Annotated in this window: 13 protein-coding genes; 11 read left to right on the top strand and 2 right to left on the bottom strand. The window is 68.6% G+C overall.

The window, feature by feature from the left end; all coding sequences use genetic code 11:
* Positions 1-68: 68 nt before the first annotated feature.
* The 8 genes from KBY32_RS13775 to KBY32_RS13740 all read left to right on the top strand — a co-directional run bounded on the left by KBY32_RS13775 (position 69) and on the right by KBY32_RS13740 (position 11,037).
* Complete coding sequence (locus KBY32_RS13775) at positions 69-614, top strand: GNAT family N-acetyltransferase (RefSeq protein WP_115506772.1); 546 nt, start codon at positions 69-71, stop codon at positions 612-614.
* Positions 615-763: 149 nt separating this feature from the next.
* Entirely contained in the window at positions 764-2,914 is a 2,151-nt protein-coding gene (locus KBY32_RS13770; protein WP_247689425.1) for a LamG domain-containing protein, read from the top strand.
* A gap of 227 nt (positions 2,915-3,141) precedes the next feature.
* Complete coding sequence (locus KBY32_RS13765; protein WP_210980203.1) at positions 3,142-4,437, top strand: extracellular solute-binding protein; 1,296 nt, start codon at positions 3,142-3,144, stop codon at positions 4,435-4,437.
* Positions 4,434-5,336, top strand: a complete 903-nt coding sequence (locus tag KBY32_RS13760; RefSeq protein WP_055620038.1) for a carbohydrate ABC transporter permease — start codon at positions 4,434-4,436, stop codon at positions 5,334-5,336. The genes KBY32_RS13765 and KBY32_RS13760 overlap by 4 nt, the downstream gene beginning before the upstream one ends.
* Before the next feature lie 32 nt (positions 5,337-5,368).
* The gene (locus tag KBY32_RS13755; RefSeq protein ID WP_210980348.1) at positions 5,369-6,154 is read left to right on the top strand and encodes a carbohydrate ABC transporter permease; all 786 of its coding nucleotides are present in this window, start codon (positions 5,369-5,371) and stop codon (positions 6,152-6,154) included.
* A gap of 61 nt (positions 6,155-6,215) precedes the next feature.
* Entirely contained in the window at positions 6,216-8,498 is a 2,283-nt protein-coding gene (yicI, locus tag KBY32_RS13750; protein ID WP_210980202.1) for an alpha-xylosidase, read from the top strand.
* 32 nt (positions 8,499-8,530) lie between these two features.
* Positions 8,531-9,625, top strand: a complete 1,095-nt coding sequence (locus KBY32_RS13745) for a LacI family DNA-binding transcriptional regulator (protein WP_210980201.1) — start codon at positions 8,531-8,533, stop codon at positions 9,623-9,625.
* Between the two features lie 425 nt (positions 9,626-10,050).
* Positions 10,051-11,037, top strand: coding sequence for an ABC transporter permease (locus KBY32_RS13740; RefSeq protein ID WP_308293725.1), 987 nt, complete (start codon positions 10,051-10,053; stop codon positions 11,035-11,037).
* A gap of 152 nt (positions 11,038-11,189) precedes the next feature.
* Here the strand turns inward: KBY32_RS13740 and KBY32_RS13735 are convergent, their stop codons facing one another.
* On the bottom strand, positions 11,190-11,918 hold the full coding sequence (locus KBY32_RS13735; RefSeq protein ID WP_210980199.1) for an SDR family oxidoreductase: 729 nt from the start codon (positions 11,916-11,918) through the stop codon (positions 11,190-11,192).
* Between the two features lie 76 nt (positions 11,919-11,994).
* Between KBY32_RS13735 and KBY32_RS13730 the strand changes: the two genes are divergently transcribed.
* The 3 genes from KBY32_RS13730 to KBY32_RS13720 all read left to right on the top strand — a co-directional run bounded on the left by KBY32_RS13730 (position 11,995) and on the right by KBY32_RS13720 (position 13,492).
* Positions 11,995-12,372 carry a MerR family transcriptional regulator gene (locus tag KBY32_RS13730; RefSeq protein ID WP_210980198.1) on the top strand — a complete coding sequence of 126 codons (378 nt, stop codon included), beginning with the start codon at positions 11,995-11,997 and terminating at the stop codon, positions 12,370-12,372.
* A 372-nt stretch (positions 12,373-12,744) separates the two neighbouring features.
* Positions 12,745-13,224 (top strand): FAD-dependent oxidoreductase, encoded by a 480-nt coding sequence (locus KBY32_RS13725; RefSeq protein ID WP_247689424.1) that lies wholly within the window; start codon positions 12,745-12,747, stop codon positions 13,222-13,224.
* Positions 13,225-13,228: 4 nt separating this feature from the next.
* Positions 13,229-13,492, top strand: a complete 264-nt coding sequence (locus tag KBY32_RS13720) for a DUF2630 family protein (protein ID WP_210980197.1) — start codon at positions 13,229-13,231, stop codon at positions 13,490-13,492.
* Between the two features lie 216 nt (positions 13,493-13,708).
* Here the strand turns inward: KBY32_RS13720 and KBY32_RS13715 are convergent, their stop codons facing one another.
* Positions 13,709-14,068 carry a hypothetical protein gene (locus KBY32_RS13715; RefSeq protein WP_055620045.1) on the bottom strand — a complete coding sequence of 120 codons (360 nt, stop codon included), beginning with the start codon at positions 14,066-14,068 and terminating at the stop codon, positions 13,709-13,711.
* Positions 14,069-14,353: the final 285 nt, after the last annotated feature.

Here is a 14,353-nt window from a genome sequence, read left to right as displayed (position 1 = left end):
TCCTGACAAAACCTGACAGGGCCCGTCAGGGCCTCATATGGCTGCCACCGATGACGAAGGATCCACCGATGCCCCGCACCACACCCACCGGCTACACCGTGCGTCCCGCGACCCGCGAGGACGTCGACGGAGCCCGAGCCGTCATGCTCGACACCTTCTACGAGGAGTTCGGATACGGCTACGTACCCCGATGGCACCGCGACGTCATGGACATCGAGGGCACGTACCTCGACAACCCCCGCCACGTCCTGCTCGTGGCCACCCACGGCGACGAGGTGGTCGCCACCACCGGCGTCCACTCCACCGGCCCGGCCCACCCGCCGCATCCCCGCCGGCTGGCCGAACGCTATCCGTCCGGTACCACCGCCCAGTTGGTCCGCGTCTACGTCCGTCCGGAGCACCGGCGCCGAGGCCTGGCACGCACACTGGTCGAGGAGGCCCGCGACTTCGTGGCCGGCACTCCGGGCTACGACCGCCTCTACCTCCACACCAACACACGGGTGCCGGGCGCGGAGGCCTTCTGGCGCGGCCTCGCCAAGGAGATCTTCGACGCCCGCACCACGGGCGAGCACGGCCCGGGCGTCGCCACCGTCCACTTCGAGATCCCGCTCTGAGGCCGTCGTGCGGAGGCTCCGGCCGGGACGGTGATCGCATCCGGCTCCGCGCGCACCCACGTTATTCGTTCGGTCGTGTCAGTGGTCCCTGTTAGCTTCTGGGGGCTCGTGTGATCCACGAGCCTCGAACACTCCCAGGGGAGGGCCAGTTGGAGCGATTCAGATGGACCGGCGGACGCGGAACGGCGGTGACGGCGGCGTGCACCACGGCGCTGCTCGTAGGCCTGATCGGCACGGCGCAAGCGGTGGAGAATCTGCCGCCGAACCAGCCTCTCGTCAAGGATCTGAAGTCCGGCGAGAAGCCCTGCGCGACGGGCGACGACATCGTGTACGTCCCGACCTCGCCCAGACTGAGCGCCGTGCTGTACGACCCGGAGGAGGACAACCAGCCCAGTGAGTCCAGCCCCCTCTCCGGGGAGTTCGAGGCATGGTGGACGGACGCCGACGGGACGGCGCAACGACGCTCGTACTCCACCATCACGCTGTCGTCGGGGTCTCGCCAGTACTGGACGATGCCGGACGACCTTCCCGTCGACACAGCCATCTCCTGGCATGTCCGGGCGAACGACGGCAAGGCTGTCTCCCCCTGGAGCGACGAGGGAGACGGTGCGGTGTGCTCCTTCGTCATCGATGACACCAACCCCGAGAAGCCGACGATCAGTTCGCCGGAATACCCCACCCCGGATCAGGAGTTCTGGGTGGACGGCGTCGGCGTCTACGGCCACTTCACCGTGGACTCACCCTCCGACGACGTGGTGTCGTACGCCTACGACTTCCTCGGCGGCCCCCATGGCACAGCCACCGCCGAACGGCTCGGCGCGGCCGTGACGTTGCCCTTCCTGCCGCTCACCTCCGGCCCCAAGTACCTGACCGTACGGGCGATCGACCGGTCCGGCCGTAGCAGCGCCACAGCGCGGTACGAGTTCAACGTGAAGTCCGGACGAGCCCCCGTCGCCCGCTGGAAGCTGGACGATCCCGCCGGCTCGCGCAAGGCGGCCGCGGAGACGGGCACCCCCGCCCGCGCCGGCAGCGGCGCCACGTTCGGTGGCGCCGCCCCCTCCGGCACCGCGACCGGCACCACCGTCGCCCTCGACGGCAGCGGTCACGGCTTCCTCACCCCGGACGTCCCGGCCACGGACCTGCGGCGGACGTTCGCGGTGAGCGCCTGGACCCGGCCCGCAGGGACGGACCGCACCATGACCGTGGCCAGCCAGGACGCGGAAGGGCGACCCGGGTTCACTCTCGGGCTGCGCGTCAACGACTCCGGCCCGCTCTGGTCGTTCGCCATCGGAGGAGCACGGGTGTCCGGCGGCGTACCCGAGACCGGCGAATGGGCCCACCTGCTGGGGCTGTACGACGCCGAGACCGGTGAGGCCCACCTGTACGTCAACGGCCACGAGGTGGGTGACGCGGTGGCCGTCACTCCCACCGACGCCGCCGGCGCCTTCCAGATCGGTCGTGCCCGAGGAGCCACCGGCTACCGTGACCGCTGGCACGGAGACGTCGGCGACGTCCGGGTCCATGACCGCGTCGTGGTGCCCGGCGAGGTGACGGAGGCGGCATGGCGCAAGCCTGCCCTGCGCGGTCACTGGTCGCTGTCGAGCGCCACCGACGGCTCCAGCCCCGAGCAGTCGGACGGATCACCGCTGCGGCTCCACGACGGCGCAACGATCTACCGGGCCTCGAACGACTCGTGCATACCGGAGATCGACCCGGACTGCACCTACGTCCCGCCACCGCTCGTCGGCGACGGGCATCTCACCCTCGACGGGGTGAACGGATACGCCTCCGCCGACGGACCGGTCGTGGACACCCGCGACAGCTTCACCATCGGCGTCGTCGTGCGCCTCGCCGATAGCGAACCCGCACGTCCGATGACCGTGCTCTCCCAGGCCGGAGAGAACACCGACGTCTTCAAGGTCCGCTACGACCCGCCCACGCACAAGTGGCAGCTGGTCATGCCCGAACGGGACGAAGCGGGGGCACCGGAGAAGGTCGTCTCCCAGATCACCGGCGCTGACGGCGGCGAGGGTCAGGGCCACCGGCTGACCGTGGTCTACGACGACGCGACCGACACCATCAAGCTGTACGCGGATGGCTACACCAACGCCGACGCGACCACCACCCTGCCCGACGGCCTGCGCAGTACCGGTGCTCTCCAGATCGGCCGCGGCAAGGTCGGCGACGGATGGGGCGAGTACCTGCACGGTGACGTGGACGAGGTGCAGGCCTACGCGGGTGCCCTGCGCGACAAGGACGTCCTGGGCCTCGGCTGGGAAACGAACCCCTGCGTGTGCTGACGCCGGTGGGCTAGCCCACACCCTCTCCTAAGGTCGGCCGGAACCCCCTTCCGGCCGACCTTTCGGATCTCCCGGCTCATAAGGGGCATACGCGAGAGAGGTTTGTAAACGCCATTGACGTATGAGGTCGGCGTACATACGGTCCTCCGTCGAAGCGCTTCGACGCGCCTCGTCGAAACGATTCGACGGGGCGACGCATCCGTTCGGCCCAGGTAGGAGTCACTTCAATGGTGAAGGTGCGCAGACCGCTGGCTCTCACAGCAGCAGCCCTGGCGGGCGTCATGCTCATGGCGTCGTGCGGGAGCTCCGACGGAGGTGCGGAGGGCGACGGCAAGACGCTGAAGCTCTGGCACTACGAAGCCCCCAACAGCGCCATGGGCGTCGCCTGGAACCAGGCGATAGAGGAGTTCAAGAAGTCCCACCCGGGCGTCAAGGTCGAGTTCGAGGCCAAGGGCTTCGAGCAGATCCAGAAGACCGCCTCGATGGTGCTCAACTCCAGCAACGCCCCCGACCTCATGGAATACAACAAGGGCAACGCCACCGCCGGCCTGCTGGCCAAGCAGGGCCTGCTCACCGACCTCACCCCGCAGGTCACCAAGAACGGCTGGGACAAGCTGCTCAGCCCGAGCGTCACAACCACCAGCCGGTACGACGCCAGGGGCGTCATGGGCTCCGGCAACTGGTACGGCGTCCCGAACTTCGGCGAGTACACGATGGTGTACTACAACAAGGACCTCTTCGCTAAGAACGATGTGAAGGTCCCGACCACGTTCGACGAGTTCGAGCAGGCCCTCGCCGCCTTCAAGGCCAAGGGCATCACCCCGCTCGCCAACGGCGGCGCCGAGTACCCCGCCCACCAGTACCTGTACCAGCTCGCCCTCACCAAGGCCGACCGCGCCTGGGTCGACTCCTTCGAGCTCTACAAGGGCAAGGCCGACTTCCACGACACCGCCTGGACGTACGCCGCCAACACCCTGTCGGACTGGGTGAAGAAGGGCTACATCGCCAAGACCAGCAGCGGCGCCAAGGCCGAGGACGCCGGCGTGTCCTTCATCAGCGGCAAGTCCCCGATCTTCTTCTCAGGAAGCTGGTGGTACGGCCGCTTCCGCGACGAGAACAAGTTCAAGTGGGGCTCGTTCCTCTTCCCGGGCAGCAAGCTCACCCTCGGCTCCGGCGGCAATCTGTGGGTCGTCCCGAAGAACGCCAAGAACAAGCAACTGGCCTACGACTTCATCGACATCACGATGAAGAAGGGCATTCAGAACACCCTCGGCAACAACGGCGGCGTGCCCGTCGCCGCCGAGCCCTCGGCGATCACCGACCCCAGCTCCAAGGAGCTCATCGAGAACTTCAACAAGGTCTCGTCCGACGACGGCCTCGCCTTCTACCCGGACTGGCCCGTCCCCGGCTTCTACGACGTCCTGGTGTCGGCCACCCAGAAGCTGATCACCGGCAGCGCGAGCCCGGACGCGGTCCTCGACGAGCTGCAGAAGGCCTATGACGCGGGTGCGCCCACGTCATGAGCGCCCGACCCCTCCGGCTGCGCAACCCGTACGCGCTGTACCTGATCCCCGGTGTCATCGCCTTCCTGGCCGTCGTGATCGTGCCGTTCGCGATGAACATCTACTTCAGCCTCACCCACTGGCAGGGCGTCGGCTCGCCCACCTGGGCCGGGCTGGAGAACTACCAGGAGCTGATGAAGGACTCGCGGTTCTGGGAGTCCTTCCGGCACAGCGTCGCCATGGTCCTGGCGATGGCGGTGATCCCCACCGCCGTCGGCCTCGTGGTGGCGGCGGCGCTGTTCGACTTCATCGGCAAGCACTTCGGTTCGAAGCTGGCCAGCGTGCTGCGCGCCTGCTTCTACCTCCCGCAGGTCCTGCCCATCACGGTCGCGGGCATCGTCTGGAGCTGGATCCTGGCCCCCGAGAACGGCTCGCTCAACGAGCTGTTGAAGGCGGTCGGCCTGGGCTCGCTCCAGCAGGACTGGCTGGGCGACCCGAAGTTCGCGCTCTACAGCGTGATGGCCGTGATGGTCTGGGTGCAGCTGGGCTTCCCTGTCGTGATCTTCATGGCGGGACTCCAGCGGGTCGACCCCTCGCTCTACGAGGCGGCCGAGCTGGACGGGACGAACTGGTGGCAGCGTTTCTGGCATGTGACGCTGCCCCAGATCCGCCCCGAGATCTACGTGGTGATGCTGTGGTGCACCATCGCCGCGCTGAAGGTCTTCGGCGCGGTCTACGTCCTCACCAAGGGCGGCCCCGCCGACGCGACCATCGTGCCGTCCTACTTCTCCTTCTCGACCTTCTTCGAGAAGACGGACGTCGGCTACGGCTCGGCGATCGCGACGGTCCTCACCCTCATCATCCTGGCGCTGACCACGGTCGGACTGCGCTTCCAAGCCCGATCGGAGGACGCACAGTGAACGCGGTCAAGCGCTACCCGGTGCTGGTGGCGATGTTCCTCGGCGCGGTCTTCATGGTGCTGCCGCTGCTCATCGTCCTCGTCAACGCGCTGAAGTCACCGGCCGAATACTCCGCGAACGGCCCGCTGTCCCTGCCCGACGGCCTCTACCTGGACGGCCTGAAGGACTTCTGGACCCGGGTCGACTTCGGGAACACCCTGCTGAACTCGGTCCTGATCTCGGGTTCGGTCGCCGTCTTCGGCGTCATCCTGTCGGTGCTCAACGCGTACGCGATCGGCATCGGCCGGATCAAGGGCAAGGCGTACTTCCTCGCCTTCTTCGTGCTGGCCAACGTGCTGCCGCAGGAGGCCCTCGTCTACCCGCTGTACTACCTGTCCAAGGAAGTGGGGCTGTACGACACCAGGCTGAGCCTGATCATCGTCTTCAGCGTCGTACAGGCGGCCTTCGGCACGTACCTGCTGTCCTCCGTGCTCGGGGCCTTCCCGAGGGAGATCATCGAGGCGGCCAGGATCGACGGCGCCAACAGCTGGCAGATCCTGTGGCGCATGGTGGTCCCGGTCAGCCGGCCCACCCTCGGCGTCCTGCTGGTGTTCTTCTTCATCTGGACCTGGAACGAGTTCCTGCTGCCGCTGGTCATGCTGCCGTCGAACGACAATCAGACCGTCTCGGTGGCGCTCGGCGTACTCCAGGGCCAGCGTCTGATGGACGCGACGATGACCAACGCCGCCGGCCTGCTCGGCGCACTGCCCGCGATCGTCTTCTTCCTGTTCTTCCAGCGGACCCTGACGCGAGGCATCGCCGTCGGCGCCGTGAAGTGACCCGATTTCCTCCGTACGTACCGAGAACGCCGGTGGCCGCCCACCGGGAAAGGCATCGACGATGAAGTTCACCAACGGGTACTGGCTGCTGCGCGAAGGCATCACGGCGGCGTATCCGGCCCAGGTCCTCGATGCCGTCCCGGGCCCCGGAACACTGCGGGTCCACGCGCCCACCCAGCACATCCGGCACCGCGGTGACCTGCTCAAGGGCCCGCTCATCACCGTCGACTGCACCGCGCCGATGCCCGGTGTCATCGGCGTACGCATCACCCACTTCGAGGGCGCCGTCGAGACCGGCCCTCACTTCGAACTGCACCACGAGCCCCACGACCCCGTCGTGGCCGTCGACGACAAAGAAGCCACCCTCACGTCCGGTGACCTGAGCGTCCGCTTCCGCCTCGACGGCGACTGGCGGATGGAGTTCCAGGCCGACGGACGCACCCTGACCAGCAGCGACGTCAAGGCCATGGCGCTGATGGAGACCGCCGAGGGCGAGCACTACATCCGCGAGCAACTCCGCCTCAACGTCGGCACATCCGTCTACGGTCTCGGTGAGCGCTTCGGCCCGCTCGTCAAGAACGGCCAGAGCGTCGACATCTGGAACGCCGACGGCGGCACCAGCAGCGAACAGTCGTACAAGAACGTCCCGTTCTACCTGACCGACGCCGGTTACGGCGTCTTCGTCGACGATCCCGGCAAGGTCTCCTTCGAGGTCGCCTCCGAGCAGGTCTCACGCGTCCAATTCAGCGCCGAGCGACAGCAGTTGCAGTACTACGTCATCCACGGCCCCACGCCGAAGGAGATCCTGCGCAAGTACACGGCCTTGACCGGCCGGCCGGCGCTCCCGCCCGCCTGGTCATTCGGGCTGTGGCTGACCACCTCCTTCACCACCTCCTACGACGAGCAGACCGTCACCGGCTTCGTCGAAGGGATGGCCGAACGCGATCTCCCGCTGTCGGCCTTCCACTTCGACTGCTTCTGGATGCGCGAGTTCAACTGGTGCGACTTCGAGTGGGACCCGCGCGTCTTCCCCGACCCCGAGGGGATGCTGCGCCGCCTCAAGGACCGGGACCTGCACATCTGTGTATGGATCAACCCCTACATCGCCCAGCGCTCCCCCCTCTTCGCCGAGGGCAAGGCCGCCGGATACCTCCTCAAGCGCCCCGACGGCGGCGTCTGGCAGTGGGACCTGTGGCAGCCCGGCATGGCCCTGGTGGACTTCACCAACCCCGACGCCTGCGCCTGGTACGCGTCCAAGCTCGAAGCCCTTCTCGACATGGGTGTCGACTGCTTCAAGACCGACTTCGGCGAGCGCGTCCCCACCGAAGTCACGTGGTTCGACGGCTCCGACCCGGAGCGGATGCACAACTACTACACCCAGCTCTTCAACAAGACCGTCTTCGACGTGCTGCGCAAGCACCGCGGCGAAGGAGAGGCGGTCCTCTTCGCCCGCTCCGCCACGGCCGGCGGCCAGCAGTTCCCCGTGCACTGGGGTGGCGACTGCGAGTCCACCTACGAGTCGATGGCCGAGTCCCTTCGCGGCGGCCTCTCCCTCGGACTGTCCGGCTTCGGCTACTGGAGCCACGACATCGGCGGTTTCGAGGGCCTGCCCGACGCCGGCCTCTTCAAGCGCTGGACCGCCTTCGGCATGCTCTCCTCGCACAGCCGCCTCCACGGCTCCTCCTCCTACCGCGTGCCGTGGCTGTTCGACGAGGAGGCCGTGGACGTCCTGCGCCACTTCACGAAGCTCAAGCTCAGCCTCATGCCGTACCTCTACGGCGCCGCCCACCAGGCGCACAGTGAAGGCATCCCCATGATGCGGGCCATGATGCTGGAGTTCCCCGACGACCCGGCCTGCGCCTCCCTGGAACGCCAGTACATGCTCGGCGGGGACCTGCTCGTCGCGCCGGTGTTCTCGGAGGACGGCGAGGTGTCGTACTACGTGCCCGAGGGCACGTGGACGCACTTCACGACCGGCGAGAAGGTCACCGGCCCACGCTGGGTGCGCGAGACCTACGACTACCTCAGCCTGCCGCTGCTGGCCCGACCCGGTGCCGCGGTACCGGTCGGCTCCGTCGACGACCGTCCCGACTACACCTGGGCCGACGAGGTGACCGTCCGGGTCTTCGAACCGGCCGACGGCTCCCGCACCACCGTGCGCATCCCCCGCGAGGACAGCACGGCCCCGGTCGAGATCACCGTCGTACACGAAGGCTCGACGCTCCGGGCCGAGATCTCCGACGCCTCCCTGCCCTGGGGCATCGAGGTCGCCGGCGGCCCCTCCGCCCGCGCCGCAGCCGGTACGGCCGTACTCGCCCTGACACTCTCCGATGCCCGAGGATGACGGAGTACAGCGGGACTCGAGAAGGTACACCCATGGTCAAGATCACTGACGTGGCGCGGCACGCCAACGTGTCGGCCAGCACGGTCAGTTACGCCCTCAGCGGCAAGAGACCGATCTCCGAGGAGACGCGTCGGCGCATAGAGGACAGCATCCGGGAACTGGGCTACCGGCCGCACGCCGGAGCCCGGTCCCTGGCGAGCAGCAGGTCACAGGTGATCGGCCTCGTCCTGCCCCTTCGCAAGGGCATGCACATGCCTGTGGTGATGCAGTTCGCCACCTCCGTGGCCACCGCCGCCCGGGAGCACGACCACGACGTCCTCCTCCTCACCCACAACGAGGGGGAGGAGGGCATCAACCGGGTCGCCCGGAGCCGCCTGGCGGACGCGTTCATCATCATGGACGTCGAGATGGACGACCGGCGGCTTCCTCTGCTGCGCGGCCTGGACCAGCCGTCCGTCCTGATCGGCTTCCCCTCCGACCCGGCCGGACTCACCTGCATCGACCTGGACTTCGCGGGTGCGGGCGAAGCATGCGTGGAACACCTCGCCTCGCTCGGCCATCGCACGGTGGCCCTGGTCGGCTCGCCCCCGGAGGTGTACGTCCGCGGCACGGGCTTCGCCCGCCGTGTAGCCGCCGGTTTCACGGCCGCCGCCGACCGCCTCGGCCTGCGCTCCTCCGTCCATCCGTGCCCGGAGACCCCGGCGGCCGCGCAGGCGATGGCCGAGCAACTGCTGCACGAGCAGCCGGAGCTGTCCGGGGTGGTCATCCACAACGAGCCGGTCACCCAGCCCTTGATCACGGCCTTCCAGACGATGGGCCTACGCGTCCCCCAGGACCTCTCGGTCGTCGCGATCTGCCCCGACGAGACAGCCGAACAGGCGCCGTTGCCCATCTCCTCCGTGTCGATCCCGTCGGCCGAGATCGGCACCGGCGCGGTGGACCTGCTGATGGCCAAGCTCGCCGAGCACGACGGCGTCCCGGAGACGACGACGCTCCCCGCCGCACTGACCGAGCGGGCGACGTCGGCGGCGGTCTCTTCAGTGACGGCCCGACGTCCGGAGGATCGGCTGGAGCACACCCACACGCCGGGCTCGCCTGGGCAGATACCTCGCTCGCCCAGCGGGTGAGCGACACCGCATCCACCCGCCTTCCCCTGTCCGACCCCTGAGCCGAGCGGCCCACTGGGGCACCCATCGTGCCTTTCACCCGGTCACGGAGGGTGTTGGTGGCTGGATCGCCGTGTGGGACGCGTGAGGATGTAGCCGGTCTTCAGAGCCCGCGCGGAGCTGATGGCCGGACGGAACGGAAACGGAACGGAGCGACGCGGCTGAGGCAGGCCATCGTGGCGTGGCGTCCTCTCCAGCCGACTCGCTCGATTCGGCCGGCCCGGGCGACGGGCGGATACGGCTTCCGAGGCCTGGATCCGCTGAGTGTGAGTCGGCCACGCGAGTGCGAGTGCGAGGGATGAGGGACGGGCGGCGTGCAGGACGATCGGGAAGGGCCCGAGGGCCGCTGGGCCCGTCTTCGCGGGAGCCCACAGTGGCCGGCGATTGTGCTGGTGCTCATCGTGTCCGTGGCGGCCGGGCTGTTCGCCTGGTCGTACACGTATGCGATGGCGAACCCGACCCCGCACCGACTTCCGACGGCCGTCATCGGGTCGTTCGAGGCTGAGCGGGGCGAGGAGTATCTGGCGGGGCTGGGCAAGGCGCTCAACTCCTCGGTGACCACACACGTGTACGACTCGCGGGAGGCGGCGCTGGAGGCCGTCGAGGATCAGCGTGATTTCGCCATCTTCGAGCTGCGCGACGGCGGGCGGCACGTGGTGCTGGACGTGACGTCGGCTTCGGGCGCCTCGGTCGCGGAACTGTTGAGGCAGGCGGCTCCGGCGGTGGGGCGGGAGACCGGCGTGTCGGTGACCGTCCGGGACGTCAATCCGCTGCAGAAGGGGGACCCCCGAGGCCTCGCGATCTTCTACATCTCGCTCGCCGCGGTGATCATCGGCTTCATCGGCGCGATCCAACTCAGCGTCCATGCTCCGGCGCTCACGCCTGCGGAACGGATCGCCTTCACCGCCACCTATGCGCTGCTGGGCGGTTTCGCGATCGCGGCGGCCGTGGACTGGCTGCTCGGGGCGCTCGAGCTGCCGTTCGCCGAGTCGTGGTCGATCCTGGCGCTCACCATGTTCACCAGCGGCATGACCTTCACCATGTTCAACACCTTGATGGGGCGTTGGGCGATGATCCCGACCTGGGGTGTGATGGTCGTGCTGGGCAACCCGTCGTCGGGCGGTGCGGTCTCGTGGCCGCTGTTGCCGTCCGTGCTGGGCGCGGTCGGACGGTGGCTGCCGCCCGGTGCCTCGGTCAACGCCCAGCACACGGCGGTGTACTTCGCCGGGCACCAGCACGCCTTCCCGTTCCTGGTGCTGACCGGCTGGGCGGTGGTGTCCTGTGCGGTCTTCTTGATCTGGCGGCAGCGCCACCCGGGCGGGAGAGAGCGTCAGCCGGCCGACGAACGAGCACCCGAGGGCGGCGCAACCTGAGCCGGACAAGGCGTCGACGTCTTCCGCCCTGCCCATGAGTACCACCGTGGCCGTGACCGCGGTCGTCGGCCGACCTCCTGGAACCGCAGAGGGGTCCGACAGCCCGCGGAGGAGCAGCCGACTGCCCTCCGCGCTGCCCGAGGGATGGCCTGTCAGCCCGCCAGCAGTGCCGCCAGAGCGTGGTCCATGGCGGCGTTGAACTCCTCCGGCGCCAGAGGCAGACGAGACTTCACATCGCGGCTCCACTGGTCGGCGAGGACCTCCGCGGACCCGGCTTCGACACCGTCGAGAGCGGCGTCGGCCAGGGCGGACGGAGCGATCTTGGCCACGGGCCAGCCGGCGGCCATATCGGTGTCGGCAAGGCCCAGGTGCACGGCGGTGACGAGCGTGCCCTGATCGGCGAGCTCCAGGCGCACACCGTTGGTCATGGCCCACGCGGCGGCCTTGGTCAGGTGGTAGGAGTTGGCCCCCTTGCCGCCGAACCACGACATGGCGGAGAGGACGTTGACGACGGCGCCCCCGCCGTTCCCGGCCAGTGTCGGCGCGAAGTGCCGGATCATCTCGAGGTGGCCGAACATGTTGGTCTCCAGTTCCTGGCGCAACGTGTCCAGCGAACCGGTCACGAGGTCCGCCCCCGTACTGATGCCGGCGTTGTTGATGAGGAGCGAGACGTCCGGGGCGGCCTCGGCGGCGGCCCTGACGGACGTGGGGTCGGTGATGTCGAGGGGCAGCACCTCGACGCCGGGCAGGTCCACGGTCTCCGGGCGGCGGGCTGTCGCGTAGACCTTGTGGGCGCCCCGCTCCAGCAGACGCTGGGCGAAAGCGCGGCCCAAGCCACGGTTTGCTCCGGTGACAAGAGCGACGGAGTTCTTGATGTCCATGTCCCGTACGCTAAAACCTGACGTTGACGTCAGAGGCAAGTGCTGATCGTCGGCGCCAGGGTGAAAGGAGTCACCGTTGTCTGTCACAACGGACACGACCGAGCGCTTGATCCGCATCGGTGAGGTGGCACGGGGCGCCGGCGTCTCGGTGCGCGCCGTGCGCTACTACGAGGAGCAGGGACTGCTCACCCCGGAGCGCAGCCCGTCCGGCCAGCGTCTGTACCGGCAGGACGCCATCGCCATGGTCCGGTTCTTCCAGCAGATGTACGCCGCCGGCCTGACCAGCCGGAGAATCACCGAACTGCTTCCGTGTTGGGAAGCCGGCCACACCGACGCCGACCAGCGAGCCATGCTGCGCATCGAGCGCGAACGCATCCAGGCCAAGATCGACGAACTGGAGGCTGCCAGGGATCGCCTCGACCAGGTCATCGCGATCACGGACACACATCCGTAGGCGTGCTCGGCCGGCTCCGGGAGGCTGATGTGCCACGGCCTGGCCGACGGTGGGCAGTGCGAAATCGGTGGCCAGGGCGAGGTACCGGCGTGGGCGAGTGAGTCGAGCAGGGTCCGGCGGCGGGAGGCGGTCGACTGCCCGGCCCGGTGTCGCCCCATGAGTCGGACACGAGGCACGCGAACCCGACAGGGAGGGTCGACGCAGGCGCGGCTCCGGTCAGAGTCGACAGACCTGGGTCGGCGCAGCAGAGATGGTCAACGGCCGTCGCAAGCCGTGAGGCTGCGCTGATCACCATGCAGACGCACTGACGGCGAGCACACTCAGTACGAAGCCGACACGCACGGTGCCAACACCGGTTCCGGACGGCCGGCGATGCCGATACCGGATGCGACCGACGGATACGCGGATGAGGATGGGGGGACGGCATTCGCGGTGAAGGAGCGGGGCATGGCCGGCGTGGATCTGCGTACGGGCGTCAAGCCCATCGGCGTCTCACGTGGCCCGTCGGGTGTCACGGGGGACCTCGGTGATCGAGGTGAGGTCACCGGCACGGATGTGCTGGTGGCCGTCGGCCGGGAACTGGTGACGCGGGACCTCGACCTGGACGCCGCCGGCGTGCGGACGGACGCGCCGGGTTTCGTGGAGGTGGACGACCGGTTGGCGGCCACGGCCTCGCGTACCTGGGCGGTCGGCGACGCGGCGGGCAGGCCACAGTTCACACACGTCTCCTTGGACGATTACCGGATCCGGTCGCGGCCATTCCGCGAGCCCGCATGCTTCGGGACACGCGCGGCGTCTGGAAGGCAGTCCTGGACCGCGGATGCAGCCGTGCACCCCATCCTGAGGGAGTGATCCCATGCCGAACTCCGAAGCAGATGCCGAGAAGCGGATCCTCGGCCGTATCCAAGAGATGATCGGCCAGGAGAAGGACCTGCGCGACCGCCTTGTCGAGAACACCGTCGACCAGCCGACCGAACACGAACGACTGGCCCAGCTGGAGACGGAACTCGACCAGTGCTGGGACCTGTTGCGCCAGCGCCGCGCCCGAGTCGCGGCAGGGCAGGACCCCGCGGACGCGCACGTGCGCCCGGCCTCGCAGGTGGAGGACTACCTCTCCTGATGCCGGCCTCCACTTACCGGCTCCCCGACGATGTCGAGGATGATCGGACCGGGCATGCCTGTCGCCGGGATGGTCCGGAACACGCGCCGGTCTCTCGCGGTGCACGCGAAGTGGCCGTGGTGGGTCGGATGAGGACGACTGGTGGGAGCAGAACCGAAGGGTGGGGCCGCGCTGGCGTGTACCGGCGGGGCCCCACCGTCTGCAGCGGGTCGTACGTCAGTGGTCGGAGTAGCTGAAGTCGCCCACGGTCCAGGCACTCACGTCCTCGATCGCGACGCGGTACATCCCGCCCGTCTCCGGGATCCCCACCGTTCCCTGCAGGATCCGGGCGACATGGAAGTGCAGATGCGTGGGCGGCCCGTCCTTCGGCGAGGGGGTGTCGAAGACCGCGGAGAACGCGCCCAGGTCGGCGGAGTCCGTCAGCACCTCGGACACCCTCTGCCTCCACATGGTTTCCGGGGCCAGCCGACCGGTGATGACGGCACCACTGGTGATCGCGGTCAGGGACATCTGATTGCTCTGGCCGGACTCCACAAGGGCGGCTATGGCAACGAGCAGCTCGTCAGGCTTCGGCATGGCACCGGATTCTATGCACCGGCCTGCCTGCGGGGTGCAGCGGTGCCGCGACCGGGTGAGCCGGGCGCAGACGGCTCCACGTGGTGGCGCACGACGGGCCAGGGGTGCGCAGCGAGGCGTGCGCTCGGCGGAGCGACTGGGTCGCTGGACTGTCCCGGTGAGGTTGGCTTTCCCCCGTGAGCGGGTCTTGTGCGGGGGACGGCTGGCACGCGCGTCCCTTCGCTGGTGCGTTGGCGCGGCGGGCCTGTAGTGGATCACCGCGTCGGCCAGGATCGCCGCGTTCGC

The organism is Streptomyces sp. RK62 (assembly GCF_018070255.1).
Taxonomy (GTDB): Bacteria; Actinomycetota; Actinomycetes; order Streptomycetales; family Streptomycetaceae; genus Streptomyces; species Streptomyces nigra.
Note: the sequence above shows the minus strand (reverse complement) of the source record. Positions and strands in the feature narration are given on the sequence as shown.